The organism is Streptomyces sp. NPDC006529, from assembly GCF_040611795.1.
Classification (GTDB): domain Bacteria; phylum Actinomycetota; class Actinomycetes; order Streptomycetales; family Streptomycetaceae; genus Streptomyces.
In genome coordinates this window covers 15,751-32,532 of the sequence record NZ_JBEXPB010000047.1, presented here as the reverse complement: position 1 = coordinate 32,532, position 16,782 = coordinate 15,751, and the positions used below count along the sequence as shown (strand labels likewise).

Here is a 16,782-nt window from a genome sequence, read left to right as displayed (position 1 = left end):
CGTCCCGCAGCGGCTACCAGGCGACCGGCAGCCGCTCCGGAAGCCGCTTGATGAAGCCCGTGCGCCACACCAGGTTCTCGGTCGGCACCGCGAGGCGCAGCGCCGGCAGCCGGTCGACCAGCACCGACAGCGCGATCTCGGCATGGGCGCGGCCCAGCGCCGACGCCGGGCAGAAGTGCCGCCCCGCGCCGAAGGCCAGGTGGGCGTTGGGCGAGTCCCGCTCCAGGTCCAGCTCCTCGGGGCGCTCGAAGGCCTCCGGGTCGAAGTTCGCGCCCTCCAGCAGGACGAGGACCAGCTCGCCCTCCCTGACCAGCACGTCCCCCAGCCGCACGTCCGCCAGGGCGATCCGCGGCAGGCCGTCCCCGACCGACAGGTTCCAGCGCAGCAGCTCGTCCACCGCCTTGCCCATGCGCTCCGGGTGGGCGCGCAGGTAGCCGATCAGCTCGGGCCGCTGGAGCAGCGCGAGGACCGCGAGCACCAGGAAGGCCGAGGTGGAGACCGCGCCCGCGCCGAAGAGCGAGACGGCCACCGTCGCGAACATGTCGTCGCTCAGGTGCGCCGACTCCGGGTCGGCCTCCCTCAGCTCCGCGAACCGGCCGAGGAGCCCCGTACGCTCCTCGGCGGGCAGCGCGAGCTGCGCCCGCAGTGCGTCGGCGAAGTACCCGACGTCCTTGTACCAGTTGAGGGCCGAGTCGGCGAAGGGTTCGCGCGCGGTCATGAACGCGACGTCCAGCCCCGACATCAGCCGCCGCCGGTCCGCGAAGGGCACGCCCAGCACCTGGCAGTGCAGCGCCGCCGAGAAGGGGTCGGCGAACCCCGCCCGGAGGTCGGCCGGGCCGCCTTCGGCGACGAGCCGGTCGATCAGCTCGCCGGCCGTGGCGGCCAGCCAGTCCTGGAGTCCCTTCTGGCGCGGGTTGAGCGCCTTCATGACGGCGTTGCGCAGCCCTGCGCTGTTGATGTTGCCCATGTTGTCGACGACCTCGGGGGGGATCGTCAACGCGTATTGGCGGGGCGCCCCGGCGTTCGCGGTGTCCTTGAGGCTGAAGCGCTCGTCCTCCAGGACCTGCTTGGCCAGGGCGTAGCTGCTCACCAGCCAGGCCGGGTCGCCCGTGAGGGTACGGACCCGGGCGACCGGCGCCTTCTCGCGCAGCCATCCGCACTCCTCGGGCAGCACGTCCCCGCGCCGGGAGAGGGGGAAGTCGAGGACCGCCGCGTCCTGCGCGCCCTCAAGCTGCTCGACGCTCATCGACGGTCCCTTCGGTCGGTGCGGTGTGTGCGCTGTGCGTGGTGCTCGGGACGGCCTCGGGCCGCACGACGGCGCAGGCCTGGTTGCGGGTCGCCCGCAGGCCCCCGCCGCGTGCGTAGAGGACATCGGTCAGCGGCATCTTGACGTGGTAGGCCGCGACGGAGGACGGCACTCCGAGAATGCTTGGGGTGTCGAGGAAGAACGGCAGTTCCGCGGCCATGTAGTCGAAACAGACCCGCAACTGCTCATCGGTGATGGATTCGCCCTCGGCGAGCTTCGAGCCGACGAAGTGGAGTGCCATTTCCTCGCACCCCTTGCGGAATTCATCATCTGTTTCCAGAAAATGCAGCACGCGTCGGTGCAGCAGCTCGTATACCGGGTTGCCCTGGAATTCGGAGAGTGCCCTCACCCGGATCTCGGCGTCCTGGGGGCCGGATTCCGCGACGCCTTTCAGGATCCGTCGCCGGACCGCCTTGATCTCCTTGGCGGCACGCTTGCCCGCGTGCTCCGCGGTGTAGCCGAAGGCGGCGAACATCCGGTCCACGTGGAGATCCGCGTAGACGAAGTCGACCTGCGCGAAGCGGGTCGTGGCCCATCGGGAGAGGCTGCTGATGCGCTCGGCGGTGAAGTAGCTGTTACCAGGACTCACGCCGATCAGCACATGGTCGCCGTCTTCCCAGATGTGGCGGCACGTACGGGTGAAGGGCAGAACTTCGAATGATGCGTCAACTGTGATCGTCACCTGTGTGATCGCCCTTGTTGCCGCTTGTCCCTGGGAGCCCTGCGCTCCTGGTGTGGCGGCAATGCCGGTACGTTATGCCGTGATCCCGGAGCGTGACAAGTGGGGGCTTGATTTCTTGGCCGGAATTATTGCTTCCGCCGTACTCCGGGGTAATCGCATTTCTATCGACCGCTCGATCGGGCCCCCCGGCGGGAGACCGCTCCCGGGGCCGCTACCCTGAGCCGGTCAACAAGCACCAAGAAGGGGTGGACCCATGGCGGACATCGAGAGCGCGCGGGCGACGTTCGGCCGCTTCGACGCGGACGGCGACGGCTTCGTCACGGCCGACGAGTACAGCGCGGCCATGAAGGCGATGGGTGACGCGTACGTCACCGGTGCGGTCGCTGACGCGATCGTCGCGAGCAAGGACGCCAACAAGGACGGCCTGCTGAGCTTCGACGAGTTCTGGGCCTCCCTGAACAAGTAGTCCCGCACCCGCCTCCGCCCCACTGCCGGGGCGGAGGCGCGTCAGCCGCGGCAGGGGCCCGTCCCGGCGGCCCAGCACCCCTCAGCCGCCGTCCGGCGCCTCCCGCGGCGGGTCGGCCAGCCGGTCGACCTCGGCCACGGCCTCCTCCAGCCAGCGCAGCCAGAACGTCTCCAGGCCGAGTCCGCCGTGCAGCACCAGCCGCCGCAGCCGGTCCTCGTCGGCGTCCCGGCCCGGCGGGAAGTCCCGCTGCTCGATGGCCTCGTACTCCGCCAGCTGCCGCCGGTGCAGTTCCAGGTGGCGCCGCAGCTCCGGCCCCAGCCCGCGCACCCCGACGACCCCGGCCGCCCGGACCCGCAGCAGCAGGGGATCCCGGACGGGCTTGGGATCCTGGCTCTCCCCGACCCAGCGCGCCAGCTCGGCGCTCCCGGCGGCCATGACCTCGTACTCCTTGCGCCGGCCGCGCACGGGCTGCTCGCCGGGCAGCGCCCGGATCAGCCCCGTCTCCTCCAGCCGCCCCAGCTCCCGGTAGATCTGCTGGTGCGTGGCCGACCAGAAGTACCCGATCGACTTGTCGAAGCGCCGGGTCAGTTCCAGCCCCGACGAGGGCTTCTCCAGCAGCGCGGTGAGAATGGCATGCGGCAGCGACATGCGGCCATCCTAGGTTCGCACGTCGCTGCCGGTCGCCCGAGGTGAACGCCCCTCAGCAGGTGTTCGGGTGGGCGATGTCGACCACGAAGCGCTCCGGGGAGTGCAGCGTGGAGGTGGTGAACTGCGGCGCGGTGTCGAAGGCGGCGCCGAAGGAGACGTACCCCTCGAAGTCACCGGTGAAGGCCAGGCCCTTGAGCTTGGGGAGGTAGATCTTCTGCAGCTTCGGGCCGGTGTAGACGGACTGCCCGGCCTCGTCGTGCGCGGCGGCCGGATGCAGCCGGATCGCCAGGAAGTACGAACCGGCGAGCGGGACCGGCTTGCCCGAGCCGTCGTAGACCAGCTCGGAGACGGGCGTGACGGTGACCCCGGGGACGGAGCCCTAGAGGTCGATGACGATCCGGTCGTAGGTGCAGTGACCGCCCCAGCGGGCGTTGGTCACGAGCGTCGTCGTCGCGGCGGATGCCGAGGCCGGGACGGCCAGGCCGAACCCGGCGGTGAGCAGGACCCCGGCGGTGACGGCGGAGAGCCGCCGCCGGTGGGCGGAGCCGGGGCGGGCGCCGCCCCGGACGGAGCGTATGAGGTGGTGGATGCGGTTGAGGTGATGGCGCATGACGTCCCCCGATTCTTCGGATGTGGGGACAGTAGTGTCACTGGTGAAGACACGCCATACGGCCTCGCGGTTGCATCCGCCGCGCGTCCGGGGAGGGGCGCCGGCTCGGCGCCCCTCCCCGGACCGGTCAGCACTCGATGACGTTGACCGCGAGACCGCCGCGCGCGGTCTCCTTGTACTTCACCTTCATGTCGGCGCCGGTCTCCTTCATGGTCTTGATGACCTTGTCCAGGGAGACCTTGTGGGTGCCGTCGCCGCGCATCGCCATCTTCGCCGCGGTGACCGCCTTGACGGCCGCCATGCCGTTGCGCTCGATGCAGGGGATCTGCACCAGGCCGCCGACCGGGTCGCAGGTCAGCCCGAGGTTGTGCTCCATGCCGATCTCGGCCGCGTTCTCCACCTGCTCCGGGGTGCCGCCCAGCACCTCGGCGAGGGCGCCCGCCGCCATCGAGCAGGCCGAGCCGACCTCGCCCTGGCAGCCGACCTCGGCGCCGGAGATCGAGGCGTTCTCCTTGAACAGCATGCCGATCGCGCCGGCCGACAGGAGGAAGCGGACCACGCCGTCCTCGTCCGCGCCCGGCACGAAGTTCATGTAGTAGTGCAGGACCGCCGGGATGATGCCCGCGGCGCCGTTGGTGGGCGCGGTGACGACCCGGCCGCCCGCCGCGTTCTCTTCGTTGACGGCCATCGCGTACAGCGTCGCCCACTCCATGGCGTGCGCCTGCGGGTCGCCCTCGGCGCGCAGCTGGCGCGCGGTGCCCGCGGCGCGGCGCTTGACCCGCAGGCCGCCCGGCAGGATGCCCTCGCGGGACATGCCGCGCGCGACGCAGGCCTGCATGACGCGCCAGATCTCCAGGAGGCCCTCGCGGATCTCCTCCTCCGTGCGCCAGGCCTTCTCGTTCTCCAGCATCATCGAGGAGATCGACAGGCCGCTCTCCTTGGCGAGGCGCAGCATCTCGTCACCGGAGCGGAAGGGGTACTTCAGCACGGTGTCGTCGAGCTTGATCCGGTCCTCGCCGACCGCGTCCTCGTCCACGACGAAGCCGCCGCCGACCGAGTAGTAGGTCTTCTCCAGCAGCGGGGTGCCCGACTCGTCGTAGGCGAAGAGGGTCATGCCGTTCGCGTGGTACGGCAGCGACCGGCGGCGGTGCAGGATCAGCTGGTTCGGCTCGTCGAAGGCGATCTCGTGGCCGTCACCTATCTCCGCGCCCAGCAGGCGCAGCCGGCCGGTCCGGCGGATGCGCTCGACCTCGTCGTCGGCGCTCTCCACGTTCACGGAGCGGGGGGAGTGGCCCTCCAGGCCCAGCAGGACCGCCTTGGGGGTGCCGTGACCGTGCCCGGTGGCGCCGAGCGAGCCGAACAGCTCGGCCCGTACGGAGGAGGTCTGGGCGAGGACACCGTCCTTCTTCAGCCGGTTCACGAACATGCGTGCGGCGCGCATCGGGCCCACCGTGTGGGAGGAGGAAGGACCGATGCCGATGGAGAAAAGGTCGAAGACGGAGATGGCCACGGTGGCGGACTCCCTTGTCTGCTCGTGGGGTGGAGGGGGCAGGAGAGGCGGATTGTTCGGATTTTGTCCGACAGCCGAGCTTAACGCGGTGAGGTGAACGGCTCAGCGGCCGGACGCGTCACCCGGGGGTCGGGCGGGCGGACGTGTGACAGCTCACGCCCCCGCCCGCCCGTCCCCCCGTTCGCGCGAGAGGGCCCGGTCCTGTGGAAAACAGGCCCGGGCCCTCCGTGGGCGCTCCCTAGAGCGACGGGTACAGCGGGAACTTCGCGGCGAGCGCGGACACGCGCGCCTTGAGGTCCTCGGCGTCGAACTCCGGCTTCAGCGCGGCGGCGATGATCTCGGCCACCTCGGTGAAGTCCTCGGCGCCGAAACCGCGCGTGGCCAGGGCCGGGGTGCCGATCCGCAGGCCCGAGGTGACCATCGGCGGCCGCGGGTCGTTCGGGATGGCGTTCCGGTTGACCGTGATGCCGATCTCGTGCAGCCGGTCCTCGGCCTGCTGGCCGTCCAGCTCGGAGTCGCGCAGGTCGACCAGGACCAGGTGGACGTCCGTACCGCCGGACAGCACCGAGACGCCGACCTTGGTGACGTCCTCGCGCACCAGGCGCTCGGCGATGATCTTCGCGCCCTCCAGGGTGCGCTCCTGGCGCTCCTTGAACTCGGGCGAGGCCGCGACCTTGAAGGAGACCGCCTTGGCCGCGATCACGTGCTCCAGCGGGCCGCCCTGCTGACCCGGGAAGACCGCGGAGTTGATCTTCTTGGCCAGTTCCTGCGTGGACAGGATCACGCCACCGCGCGGACCGCCGAGGGTCTTGTGCGTAGTGGTGGTGACGACGTGGGCGTGCGGCACCGGGTTGGGGTGCAGGCCCGCGGCGACCAGACCGGCGAAGTGCGCCATGTCGACCATCAGGTACGCGCCGACCTCGTCCGCGATGCGGCGGAAGGCGGCGAAGTCCAGCTGGCGCGGGTAGGCGGACCAGCCCGCGACGATCATCTGCGGCTTGGACTCCTTGGCGAGGCGCTCGACCTCGGCCATGTCCACGCGGCCGGTCTCGTCGACGTGGTACGGGACCACGTTGTAGAGCTTGCCGGAGAAGTTGATCTTCATGCCGTGGGTCAGGTGACCGCCGTGGGCCAGGTTCAGGCCCATGATCGTGTCGCCCGGCTTCAGCAGCGCGAACATCGCGGCCGCGTTGGCCTGCGCACCGGAGTGCGGCTGCACGTTCGCGGCCTCGGCGCCGAACAGCGCCTTGATCCGGTCGATCGCGATCTGCTCGACCACGTCGACGTGCTCGCAGCCGCCGTAGTAGCGGCGGCCGGGGTAGCCCTCGGCGTACTTGTTGGTCAGGACCGAGCCCTGGGCCTCCATGACGGCGACCGGAGCGAAGTTCTCCGACGCGATCATTTCCAGGGTGGACTGCTGGCGCACGAGCTCGGCGTCGACGGCGGCGGCGACGTCGGGGTCGAGCTCGTGCAGCGGGGTGTTGAGAACAGACATCAGGATCCCCTGGGGTGTCAGTTGTCGGAGTGGGTGAGCGCGGCGTACTCCTCGGCGGAGAGCAGGTCGGCCGGCTCGTCCGTGATGCGCACCTTGAACAGCCAGCCACCCTCGAAGGGAGCGGTGTTGACCAGCGCAGGGTCGTCCACGACGTCCTGGTTGAACTCGACGATCTCGCCCGTGACGGGGGAGTACAGGTCGCTGACCGACTTGGTCGACTCCAGCTCGCCGCAGGTCTCGCCCGCGGTCACCTGGGCGCCCGCCTCGGGCAGCTGGGCGTAGACGACGTCACCGAGCGCGTTGGCCGCGAACTCCGTGATGCCGACCGTCGCGACGCCGTCCACGGCGTCCGACAGCCACTCGTGCTCCTTGCTGTAACGCAGCTGCTGGGGGTTGCTCATGACCTGATTCTCCTGGATGCGGGGGAGTGCTGATGGACAGGGGTCTCACGGGGTGGGACGTGCGGTGCCCCGTGCGCCGACGTGTGTTCCGCGGGCTGCGCTGCGGGCTTCCCGGTGGGGGGAAGCGTCACTTCTGACGCTTGTAGAAGGGCAGGGCCACGACCTCGTACGGCTCATGCGTACCGCGAATGTCCACTCCGACGCCGGAGGTGCCCGGTGCGGCGTGCGACGCGTCGACGTACGCCATCGCGATGGGCTTGCCCAGCGTCGGGGACGGGGCGCCCGAGGTGACCTCGCCGATGACCTGGCCGCCGGCCACGACCGGGAACCCGGCGCGCGGGACGCGGCGGCCCTCGGCGATCAGGCCGACCAGCTTGCGCGGGGCGGCGGAGGCGGCGCGCTCGGCGGCGGCCTCCAGGGCGGCGCGGCCGACGAAGTCGCCCTCCTTCTCGAACTTCACGACCCGGCCCAGACCCGCGTCGAAGGGGGTCAGCGCGGTCGTCAGCTCGTGCCCGTACAGCGGCATGCCCGCCTCCAGGCGCAGCGTGTCGCGGCAGGACAGACCGCACGGGATCAGGCCGGCACCCTCGCCCGCCTTGGTCAGCGCCTGCCACAGCTCCACGGCGTGCTCGGGGGCGACGAACAGCTCGAAGCCGTCCTCGCCGGTGTAACCGGTGCGCGCGATCAGCGCGGGCACCCCGGCGACCGTGCCGGGCAGACCGGCGTAGTACTTCAGCCCGTCCAGGTCGGCGTCGGTGAGCGACTTCAGGATGGCCGGGGACTGCGGTCCCTGGACCGCGAGCAGGGCGTAGGCGTCGCGGTCGTCGCGGACCTCGGCGTCGAAGCCGGCGGCGCGCTCGGTGATCGCGTCGAGGACGACCTGGGCGTTGGAGGCGTTGGCGACGACCATGAACTCGCTCTCGCCGAGGCGGTAGACGATCAGGTCGTCGAGGATGCCGCCGTCCTCGCGGCAGATGTGCGTGTACCGGGCCCGGCCGACGCCCACCGTGGAGATGTTCCCGACCAGCGCGTGGTCCAGGGCCTTGACGGCCTCGGGGCCGGTCAGCGTGATCTCGCCCATGTGGGACAGGTCGAACAGGCCGGCCCGGGTGCGGACGGCGTTGTGCTCGTCGCGCTCGCTGCCGTAGCGCAGCGGCATGTCCCAGCCCGCGAAGTCGGTCATGGTCGCACCGAGCGAACGGTGCAGCGCATCGAGGGCGGTCAGGCGGGGGGCAGTGCTCATGGGTGTGGCTCCCAAGGTCCCGGGGCATCGACAGGGCATCGACATGACATGACGAGGAGGATCCTCCCCATCTGTCATCGGAACCTGAGAGGTTCGCCGGGAGTTCCTCGATTCGCACCGAAGTTCCCCGACTTGCACCTTGGGTGGAGCGCGCACCGCCCAAGGGGCGGTACGGACTCGCTTTTCAGATCTGCCTCATCCACGCGGTACGGGGCCTGAGAGATTCAAGGGAGGGTCTTGCTCCTTCGGCGCCCGGGGTGCGCAGCAACTCCCGGGACTCTCCCGCGCGGATTCAAGCGGCCTTTATGCAGTTGGGTCCAGATGGCGCACATCATTGCACGGCCGGGGCCCGCATGGGCGTGCGGGCCCCGGATCGGGCCGCCGGACCCGCACCCGGTCCGACGACCCGACCGGAACCATGTCCACCGCATTACCGTCTCTTTACACTCAGGGGGCAAGGGTCCTGGTGACCCGATCCGGGGGAGGCGATCACTGTGCGCAGATTCGGTGCGGCGGCGGGGACGACGGCGGCGGGAGCGGTGGCGGCGCGGGTGCCGGGAGCGCGTGCGGCGGCGGGCGGCGCGGCGGGCCGGCCGGAGCGCCGGCCGCGGGAGACCGCCGGCCCCGGACCCGCGGCCCCGGCGGCCGTACGGGACCTGCGCGGCCGGGGCCCGGTCCGCGGCGGCCCGGCCCGCCTCCGCTTCGCCGAGGGCGACATCGTCGTCGTGTCCGGCCTGCCCGGCGGCGGCAAGAGCACCCTCATCAAGCGCGCCGTCGCGGGCGGCGGCATCGACTCCCAGGACGCCCGCGAGCGCTGGGAGCACCGGATGCCCCGCGCGCTGCCCTACGCCGCCTACCGGCCCCTGGTGCGCGCCGCGCACTACTGGGGGCTGTGGCGCGTGCTGCGCTCGGGGGACTCCGCCGTCGTCCACGACTGCGGCACGCAGACCTGGGTCCGGGCGCTGCTCGCCGGGGCCGCCCGCCGCCGCGGCCGCGACCTGCACCTGGTGCTGCTCGACGCCACCGCCGAGGAGGCCCTGGCCGGGCAGGCGGCCCGGGGGCGCGGCGTGTCGGCGTACGCCTTCGCCCGGCACCGCGGCGCGGTCGCCCGGCTGGTGCGCGAGGCCGAAGCGGGCCGGCTCCCGGCGGGCTGCGCCTCCGCCGTCCTGCTCGACCGGGCGGCGGCGGCCCGGGTGACCCGGATCGGCTTCGGCGCGGGCCCCGCGACGCACTAGCCTCGGCGGTGACCGGTCCCCCGCAGTGACGGGACCGGCACGGACACGGGGAGACACGGGCATGCAGGGCAGCGGCTGGCCGGCCAACGAACTGGAAGCGGTCCTGGGTACGGCGATGGGCGACCCGGGAGCCGGGCCGCGGATCCTGGAGACCCTGGCCCGCAGCGAGGTCTGGGTACCGCTCCCCGCGGGCGGCGGCCCCGGCTCGGCGGCCCTGGACCTGCCCACCATGGACATCGGCGGCGCCGCCTACGTGCCCGTCTACAGCTCCGAGGCCCAGTTCCGGGCCTGCGTCGGCCCCGGCATGGACTTCGCCGTCGCCCCCGCCGTCGCGTTCGCCCGCGGCCTGCCCCCACAGCTCGGCATCGCCGTGAACCCCGAGGGAGCCGTCGGCGTCCCGCTGCCGCCGCCCGCGGTGGCCCTGCTCTGCCGCGCCGGGCGCAGCCCCCTGGACGGCACGGCCGCCGGCGGCCGGGTCCGCCTGTACGAGCCCGACTGGCAGCAGGACCCGGTGGACTTCCTGGCCGCCGCGGCCGAGGAGTTCCGGGCCGACGGGGTGGTCGCCTCCGCCCACCGCTGCCTGGCGAGCGTCGAGGGCGGGGAACCGCAGCTGTACGTCGGTGTCCGCCTGACGGGATGGGAGCCGGAGCACCGCAACGCGCCGATGGACGCCCTGGGGCGGGCGCTGGGACGGGTCCGGCCGCCCTGGCCGGTGCAGCTGATCCTGCTCGACGCGGTGGAGGACCCGGTGGCCGTTTGGATCCGTGAGCGCGTGCGCCCGTTCTACCTGCCGTAGTCGCGCTTAAGCTGTCCGCATGGCCCGGCCGCACGCGCGGCGGGGTGCGCGGGGACGACGGGCGGACGAGGAGGGGTACCGGGTGAGTGCGTCAGGCACGGCCGCGGCCGGACAGGTCGAGCACATGCTGCGCCAGGTGACACCCGGGCGCTACGACAGCTACGAGCAGCTCCTCCAGGGGCTGGCCGAGGGCAGGCTCTGGATGCTGCTGTGGCACGGGCAGCCCGGATCGCCGGACGCCCAGTACGGCGGCATGGAGGTCGAGGGCCTCGGATACGCGCCGTGCGTGACCTCGCCGCAGGAGCTGGCCGCCAGCGGCTGGAACCGCGGCTACGAGGTGGTCACCGGCCGCGACGTGGCCCGCGCCCTCTACCCCGACCGCTGGGGCCTGTGGCTGAACCCGCACGCCCAGGGCGGTGGCCTGGGCATCCCATGGGCCGACCTGCGCCGGATCGCCACCGGCCTCGACCGGATGCCGGCGGGGCCGCTGCGGCTGTCCGAGCCTTCGATCGAACTCCCGCAGTTCTACGGACTGCTCACCCAGCACGCCCACCGCACGCCCGCCGTGCGCTCGCTGCGCCGCGCCTGGGTACAGCCGGTGATCGGGTCGCCCTACCTCGCCGTCGGGCTGGACCTCTACGACGCCTCCGCGCCCGCGCTGGAGTCGGTGCGCGAGATGATGCGCCAGTCCGTGGGGGCCGTACCCGAGGGCGTGCCGGTGTGCACGGTCGCGCTCGCGGACGAGCACGACCCGGTCGCGATGTGGCTGCGCGCCCAGGCGCGCCCGTTCTACGACCGCGAGGGCCAGGCCCCGGCCTACTGACACGCACCGGACACCTCTCAGGGCCGCACGGAACCGCGTTCCGTGCGGCCTTCGCGCTGCCCCGGCCGGTCCGGCCGGACCGGCCGCCCGTGCCCGAATAGCGCACCGGAAACGGCAGTTGGGCTGCATGTCCGTTTGCGTACCGAACGTACGGTCTTGCTCCGCTGAGGAGTCAGTGCAGTCCGGATAGCGGGTCACGGCTCGCCACATCACGGTTGCGCATCCATTCATCTGCGGGTCTGGCGGGTGATCGAGGGCCCCATGAAGACTCCCCACCCAAGAGCCGGTCAGTCCTGCTGAACCCGGCTCGGCATCTGCATTTCACTCTGCACTTCACCTTGCACTTCCTGCGGTTCCTGCACCTCACGCACCACGCAGCACGCGCCACCGAAGTACCGCACCGAAGCGAACGCAGTCCCACGCACCTCCCGCACCTCCCGCACTTCCCGCACCTCCCACGCTCTCCGAGCGCCACTCCGCACCAACGCCGCCACAGCGGCGGGCATGGGCCGGCTCACCCGTCGGCCGAGAGGGGTCCCCACCACGATGACGGCACCACTGCATGACACGAGCGCGGAAACACCCGCTCCCGTGTCCGTAGCCGACGTCCCAGCCAAGGCCATCGAAGGCCGCTCACCCGGCCGCATCGCCTGGATGCGGCTCAAGCGCGACAAAGTCGCGCTCACGGGCGGCATCGTCGTGCTCCTCCTGATCCTGGTGGCGGTGTTCGCGCCGCAGATCGTGAGCCTGCTGGGCCACCCGCCCAACGACTTCCACGAGGACCTGATCGACCCGAACCTGGGCACACCGATCGGCTCCTACGGCGGAATGAGCTCCGACTTCCTGCTCGGCGTCGAACCCACCAACGGGCGCGACGTGTTCAGCCGGATCGTCTACGGCGCCCGCATCTCCCTGACCGTCGCCTTCCTGGCGGCCATCGTCTCCGTGGTCCTCGGCAGCCTGCTGGGCACGCTGGCAGGCTTCCTCGGCGGCTGGATCGACGGAGTCATCAGCCGCGTCATGGACCTGCTGCTGGCCTTCCCGCAGCTGCTGTTCACCATCGCGCTCGTGTCCGTGGTGCCCAACTCCCTCTGGGGCTTCGAGGGTTCGGGCGTCCGCATGGGCGTGCTGGTCATGGTGATCGGGTTCTTCGGCTGGCCCTACATCGGCCGCATCGTGCGAGGTCAGACGATCTCGCTGCGCGAGCGCGAATACGTGGAGGCAGCCCGCAGCCTCGGCGCCGGACGGGTGTACATCCTGTTCAAGGAGCTGCTGCCGAACCTGGTCGCGCCGATCCTCGTCTACTCGACGCTGATCATCCCGACCAACATCCTGACGGAAGCGGCCCTGAGCTTCCTCGGCGCGGGCGTCAAACCGCCCACCGCGTCCTGGGGAAAGATGCTCTCCGACGCCGTCCCCATCTACCAGTTCGACCCCATGTACATGGTGGTCCCCGGGGTGACGATCTTCATCACCGTCCTGGCGTTCAACCTCTTCGGGGACGGTCTGCGCGACGCGCTCGACCCCAAGGGCAACTGATCCGAGTCCTCGACTCATCCACTCATGTCATCCACTCATGGAGGTTGGACAAACGTGATCCGCAGAAAGCAGGCAATAGCGATCACCGCCGTGGTCGCAGCCCTGTCGCTGACCGCCGCGTGCGGGGGCAAGGGCGATGAAGGCTCGAAGGACAAGGCCTCGAACGGCGCGGCCTTCGACGCCGCGACCAAGGGTGTCGTCAATGCGTCCGACAAGAAGGGCGGCGAGCTGAAGCTCTGGTCGCCCCAGGACGTCGACTACCTCGACCCGGCGCGCGCCTACTACGGCTTCGTCTGGAACATCCAGCGCCTGTACATCCGCCAGCTGCTGGCCTACGACAGCAAGCCGGGCAAGGACGGCACCAAGCTGGTCCCGGACCTCGCCGAGTCCCTGCCGGTGCTCAGCAACGACGGCAAGACCTACACGCTGAAGCTCAAGGACGGCGTGAAGTTCGAGGACGGCACGCCGATCACCTCGAAGGACATCAAGTACGGCGTCGAGCGCGTCTTCGCGCAGGACGTCCTCTCGGGCGGTCCGACGTACCTGATCGACCTGCTGGACCAGGGCCAGAAGTACCCCGGCCCGTACAAGGACACCGACCCCAACAAGATGGGTCTCAAGTCCGTCCAGACGCCGGACGACAAGACGATCGTCTTCAACCTGGCGAGCGCCAACTCGGACTTCAGCTACCTGCTGGCCATGCCGTCCTCCTCGCCGGTCCCGGTGGCCAAGGACGAGGGCGCCAAGTACACCAACAAGCCCGTCTCCACGGGCCCGTACAAGATCGAGTCCTTCACCTCGGGCAAGGGCGCCACCCTCGTCCGCAACACGAACTGGGACCCGAAGACCGACAAGGTCCGCTCCGCGCTGCCGGACAAGGTCTCCTTCACGGTGACCACCAACCCGGACGACATGGACCAGCGCCTGCTCTCGGGTGACATCGACCTCGCGGTCGACGGCACCGGTGTCCAGCAGGCCGCGAAGAACAAGATCCTCCAGTCCCCGGACCTGAAGAAGAACGCGGACAACCCCTTCACGGGCTACATCCGCTACATGGCCTTCCCGCAGACGGTCGCGCCGTTCGACAACATCGAGTGCCGCAAGGCCGTCATCTACGCGGCCGACCCGAAGTCGCTGCAGACCGCCCGCGGTGGCCCGACCAGCGGTGACCTCGGCGCGAACATGCTGCCGCCGGGCGTGCCCGGAGCCGACAAGTCCTACGACCCGTGGGGCCTGACCGCCGGCAAGCCGCAGATCGACAAGGCCAAGGCCGCGCTCGCCGCCTGTGGCCAGCCCGGGGGCTTCAAGACCACCATCGCGGTGCGCAACAACCGCGCCCCGGAGGTCAAGACCGCCGAGTCGCTCCAGGCCGCGCTGAAGGCCGTGAACATCGAAGCCTCCATCGACCAGTACGACGGCAAGCTCTCCTCCTCCACGATCGGTTCGCCCGAGAACGTGAAGAAGAAGGGCTACGGCATCATCATCATGGGCTGGGGCGCCGACTACAACAGCGGCTCGGGCTTCCTCCAGCCGCTGGTCGACGGCAAGTTCATCCTGCCGAACGGCAACAACAACTACACGATGCTGAACGACCCCGAGGTCAACGGGCTGTTCCAGAAGGCCGCGGCCGCCGCGACGCCGGAGGAAGCCGCTCCGTTCTACACGGACATCAACAAGAAGATCATGGAGAAGGCGCTCTACCTTCCCATCAACTTCGACAAGGCGCTGATCTACCACAACCCGCGCCTGACGAACGTGTACTTCAACGACTCCATGGGCCGCATCGACCTCGCCACCCTCGGCGTCGTCAAGTAACAGTCGGCACGTGCCTTCACCGCACATGCGCTAGCTCGAAGGGCAGGTGAAGGCCGTTAGGCGGTGGCTGCCGTCCCCACGAGGGACGGCAGCCGCCCGCCGGAGCGGCCGACTGCAGTGCTCGTCTACCTCCTCAGGCGGCTTTTCAACGTCGTCGCCACGCTGCTGGTGGTCTCCGTGGTCACCTTCGGCATCTTCTTCGCGGTGCCGAAGATCACCGGGTCCGACCCGGCGCTCATGTACGCCGGCCGCGAGACCAACGAAACCGCCTTGGCGGGCATCCGCGTGAAGATGGGCTTCGACAAGCCCATTTCCGAGCAGTACTTGCTCTTCCTCAAGGGAGTCGTGGCCGGTCGCGACTACGACTCCGGCGTCGAGCAGACGCACTGCCCCGCCCCCTGCTTCGGCTACTCCTTCAAGAGCGAGGCCCCGGTCTGGCAGCTGATGACCAGCCGCATGCCGGTCACCCTCTCGCTCGCCTCCGGAGCCGCCGTCATCTGGGTGCTCGCGGGCGTGGCCACCGGCGTGGTCTCGGCGCTCAAACGCCGCACGGCCATCGACCGAACGGTCATGGTCGGCGCGCTGGCCGGTGTCTCGCTGCCCATCTTCTTCACCGGCATGGTGGCCCCGGCCGTCCTGGTCTACGGCCTCGGCTGGCTGGACGTCTCCAACTACCGTCCGCTGAGCGAGGATCCGGCCGCCTGGCTCAACAGCATGATCCTGCCCTGGATCACCCTCGCCTTCCTCTTCGCCGCCACCTACGCCCGGATCACCCGCGCGACGATGCTGGAGGTCATGGGCGAGGACTACATCCGTACCGCCCGCGCCAAGGGCCTCACCGAGAGCGTGGTCATCCGCAAGCACGCCCTGCGGTCCACGCTCACCCCGATCGTCACGATGTTCGGCCTCGACCTCGGCGGACTCCTCGGCGGCGCGGTACTGACCGAGACGACCTTCAACTTCCAGGGTCTGGGGACGGCGGCCGTCGCCGCCATCGGCCAGGGCGACCTCCCCGTGATCATGGGGATCACCCTGCTCGCCGCGCTCTTCGTGGTGATGGCCAACCTGATCGTGGACATGCTGTACGCCGTCATCGACCCGCGCGTGAGGCTGACGTGACCGAGACCCCTTCCCTCGTACCCGAACAGGCCGGTCCCCGGGACCCCGCCCGTTCCTTCCTCTCGGTCCGCGACCTCAAGGTCCACTTCCCGACCGACGACGGCCTGGTCAAGTCCGTCGACGGGCTCTCCTTCGATCTGGAGCGCGGCAAGACGCTCGGCATCGTCGGCGAGTCCGGCTCCGGCAAGTCGGTGACCTCGCTGGCCATCATGGGCCTGCACCGCACCGGCAACGCCCGCAGCCGCCCGCACATCTCCGGTGAGGTGCTGCTGGACGGCGAGGACCTGGTCCGGGCCGATGCCGACGACGTGCGCAAGCTCCGCGGCCAGAAGATGGCGATGGTCTTCCAGGACCCGCTGTCCGCGATGCACCCGTACTACTCGGTCGGCAAGCAGATCATCGAGGCCTACCGGACCCACCAGGACGTCGACAAGAAGACGGCCCGCAAGCGCGCCGTCGAGATGCTCGACCGGGTCGGCATCCCCGAGCCGGACCAGCGGGTGGACTCCTACCCGCACGAGTTCTCCGGCGGCATGCGCCAGCGCGCGATGATCGCGATGGCCCTGGTCAACAACCCCGAACTGCTCATCGCGGACGAGCCGACGACCGCCCTCGACGTCACCGTCCAGGCGCAGATCCTCGACCTGATCCGCGACCTGCAGAAGGAGTTCGGCTCGGCCGTCATCATGATCACGCACGACCTGGGCGTGGTCGCCGAGATGGCCGACGAGATCCTCGTGATGTACGGCGGCCGCTGCGTCGAGCGCGGCACCGCGGACCAGCTGTTCTACGAGCCCCGGCACCCGTACACCTGGGGCCTGCTCGGTTCCATGCCGCGCATCGACCGGGACCAGACCGAGCGGCTCATCCCGGTCAAGGGCTCGCCGCCCAGCCTCATCAACATCCCCAGCGGCTGTGCCTTCCACCCGCGCTGCCCGTTCGCCGACGTACCCAAGGGTGGCATCACCCGCACCCAGCGGCCCGAACTGGCCCTGACCAGTGCCGGACACTGGTCCGCCTGCCACATGTCGCAGGAGGACCGGACCCGGATCTGGACCGAAGAGATTGCGCCGAAGCTGTGACCGATACGACGG

At 70.4% G+C, this 16,782-nt stretch carries 16 protein-coding genes and 1 riboswitch; of the genes, 8 read left to right on the top strand and 8 right to left on the bottom strand.

The window, feature by feature from the left end; genetic code table 11:
• Positions 1–13 precede the first annotated feature (13 nt).
• Together ABZY31_RS26020 and ABZY31_RS26015 are read right to left on the bottom strand one after the other, a co-directional pair.
• Positions 14–1,246 (bottom strand): cytochrome P450, encoded by a 1,233-nt coding sequence (locus tag ABZY31_RS26020; protein ID WP_356414551.1) that lies wholly within the window; start codon positions 1,244–1,246, stop codon positions 14–16.
• Entirely contained in the window at positions 1,227–1,988 is a 762-nt protein-coding gene (locus ABZY31_RS26015; protein ID WP_356414548.1) for a tRNA-dependent cyclodipeptide synthase, read from the bottom strand. Before ABZY31_RS26015 ends, ABZY31_RS26020 begins: the two co-directional genes overlap by 20 nt.
• A gap of 253 nt (positions 1,989–2,241) precedes the next feature.
• Between ABZY31_RS26015 and ABZY31_RS26010 the strand changes: the two genes are divergently transcribed.
• Entirely contained in the window at positions 2,242–2,454 is a 213-nt protein-coding gene (locus ABZY31_RS26010) for an EF-hand domain-containing protein (protein WP_356414545.1), read from the top strand.
• Positions 2,455–2,535: 81 nt separating this feature from the next.
• On the opposite strand, the gene ABZY31_RS26005 is transcribed toward ABZY31_RS26010, so the two are convergent.
• From ABZY31_RS26005 to gcvT, 6 genes are all read right to left on the bottom strand, one after another.
• Positions 2,536–3,102 carry a PadR family transcriptional regulator gene (locus ABZY31_RS26005; protein ID WP_356414542.1) on the bottom strand — a complete coding sequence of 189 codons (567 nt, stop codon included), beginning with the start codon at positions 3,100–3,102 and terminating at the stop codon, positions 2,536–2,538.
• Positions 3,103–3,481: 379 nt separating this feature from the next.
• Positions 3,482–3,712 carry a hypothetical protein gene (locus ABZY31_RS26000; protein ID WP_356414539.1) on the bottom strand — a complete coding sequence of 77 codons (231 nt, stop codon included), beginning with the start codon at positions 3,710–3,712 and terminating at the stop codon, positions 3,482–3,484.
• Between the two features lie 127 nt (positions 3,713–3,839).
• The gene (locus ABZY31_RS25995; protein ID WP_356414537.1) at positions 3,840–5,222 is read right to left on the bottom strand and encodes an L-serine ammonia-lyase; all 1,383 of its coding nucleotides are present in this window, start codon (positions 5,220–5,222) and stop codon (positions 3,840–3,842) included.
• A 238-nt stretch (positions 5,223–5,460) separates the two neighbouring features.
• Positions 5,461–6,717: a serine hydroxymethyltransferase gene (gene glyA / locus ABZY31_RS25990; RefSeq protein ID WP_356414534.1), complete on the bottom strand. Its 1,257-nt coding sequence runs from the start codon at positions 6,715–6,717 to the stop codon at positions 5,461–5,463.
• Positions 6,718–6,734: 17 nt separating this feature from the next.
• Positions 6,735–7,118 (bottom strand): glycine cleavage system protein GcvH, encoded by a 384-nt coding sequence (gcvH, locus tag ABZY31_RS25985; protein ID WP_356414531.1) that lies wholly within the window; start codon positions 7,116–7,118, stop codon positions 6,735–6,737.
• 127 nt (positions 7,119–7,245) lie between these two features.
• The gene (gcvT, locus tag ABZY31_RS25980; protein WP_356414529.1) at positions 7,246–8,361 is read right to left on the bottom strand and encodes a glycine cleavage system aminomethyltransferase GcvT; all 1,116 of its coding nucleotides are present in this window, start codon (positions 8,359–8,361) and stop codon (positions 7,246–7,248) included.
• Positions 8,362–8,555: 194 nt separating this feature from the next.
• Positions 8,556–8,656: riboswitch (glycine riboswitch) on the bottom strand.
• 199 nt (positions 8,657–8,855) lie between these two features.
• Between gcvT and ABZY31_RS25975 the strand changes: the two genes are divergently transcribed.
• The 7 genes from ABZY31_RS25975 to ABZY31_RS25945 all read left to right on the top strand — a co-directional run bounded on the left by ABZY31_RS25975 (position 8,856) and on the right by ABZY31_RS25945 (position 16,770).
• Positions 8,856–9,596 (top strand): AAA family ATPase, encoded by a 741-nt coding sequence (locus ABZY31_RS25975; protein ID WP_356414527.1) that lies wholly within the window; start codon positions 8,856–8,858, stop codon positions 9,594–9,596.
• A gap of 61 nt (positions 9,597–9,657) precedes the next feature.
• Positions 9,658–10,392 carry an enhanced serine sensitivity protein SseB C-terminal domain-containing protein gene (locus ABZY31_RS25970; RefSeq protein WP_356414524.1) on the top strand — a complete coding sequence of 245 codons (735 nt, stop codon included), beginning with the start codon at positions 9,658–9,660 and terminating at the stop codon, positions 10,390–10,392.
• A gap of 82 nt (positions 10,393–10,474) precedes the next feature.
• Positions 10,475–11,215: an enhanced serine sensitivity protein SseB C-terminal domain-containing protein gene (locus tag ABZY31_RS25965; RefSeq protein ID WP_356414521.1), complete on the top strand. Its 741-nt coding sequence runs from the start codon at positions 10,475–10,477 to the stop codon at positions 11,213–11,215.
• A gap of 546 nt (positions 11,216–11,761) precedes the next feature.
• Positions 11,762–12,754 (top strand): ABC transporter permease, encoded by a 993-nt coding sequence (locus ABZY31_RS25960; RefSeq protein ID WP_356414518.1) that lies wholly within the window; start codon positions 11,762–11,764, stop codon positions 12,752–12,754.
• A gap of 24 nt (positions 12,755–12,778) precedes the next feature.
• Positions 12,779–14,569, top strand: a complete 1,791-nt coding sequence (locus ABZY31_RS25955) for an ABC transporter substrate-binding protein (protein WP_356414515.1) — start codon at positions 12,779–12,781, stop codon at positions 14,567–14,569.
• Positions 14,570–14,686: 117 nt separating this feature from the next.
• A complete protein-coding gene (locus ABZY31_RS25950; RefSeq protein WP_356414593.1) occupies positions 14,687–15,688 on the top strand; it encodes an ABC transporter permease in 1,002 nt (333 codons plus the stop codon).
• Positions 15,685–16,770 (top strand): ABC transporter ATP-binding protein, encoded by a 1,086-nt coding sequence (locus ABZY31_RS25945; RefSeq protein ID WP_356414512.1) that lies wholly within the window; start codon positions 15,685–15,687, stop codon positions 16,768–16,770. The genes ABZY31_RS25950 and ABZY31_RS25945 overlap by 4 nt, the downstream gene beginning before the upstream one ends.
• The last annotated feature ends 12 nt before the right edge of the window (positions 16,771–16,782 follow it).

Bases quoted from the DNA above. Each gene is read 5' to 3' on its own strand.
- ABZY31_RS26020 (WP_356414551.1), bottom strand. From the start codon at position 1,246: ATGAGCGTCGAGCAGCTTGAGGGCGCGCAGGACGCGGCGGTCCTCGAC.
- ABZY31_RS26010 (WP_356414545.1), top strand. From the start codon at position 2,242: ATGGCGGACATCGAGAGCGCGCGGGCGACGTTCGGCCGCTTCGACGCG.
- ABZY31_RS26005 (WP_356414542.1), bottom strand. From the start codon at position 3,102: ATGTCGCTGCCGCATGCCATTCTCACCGCGCTGCTGGAGAAGCCCTCG.
- ABZY31_RS26000 (WP_356414539.1), bottom strand. From the start codon at position 3,712: ATGCGCCATCACCTCAACCGCATCCACCACCTCATACGCTCCGTCCGG.
- glyA (WP_356414534.1), bottom strand. From the start codon at position 6,717: ATGTCTGTTCTCAACACCCCGCTGCACGAGCTCGACCCCGACGTCGCC.
- gcvH (WP_356414531.1), bottom strand. From the start codon at position 7,118: ATGAGCAACCCCCAGCAGCTGCGTTACAGCAAGGAGCACGAGTGGCTG.
- gcvT (WP_356414529.1), bottom strand. From the start codon at position 8,361: ATGAGCACTGCCCCCCGCCTGACCGCCCTCGATGCGCTGCACCGTTCG.
- ABZY31_RS25970 (WP_356414524.1), top strand. From the start codon at position 9,658: ATGCAGGGCAGCGGCTGGCCGGCCAACGAACTGGAAGCGGTCCTGGGT.
- ABZY31_RS25960 (WP_356414518.1), top strand. From the start codon at position 11,762: ATGACGGCACCACTGCATGACACGAGCGCGGAAACACCCGCTCCCGTG.
- ABZY31_RS25955 (WP_356414515.1), top strand. From the start codon at position 12,779: ATGTCATCCACTCATGGAGGTTGGACAAACGTGATCCGCAGAAAGCAG.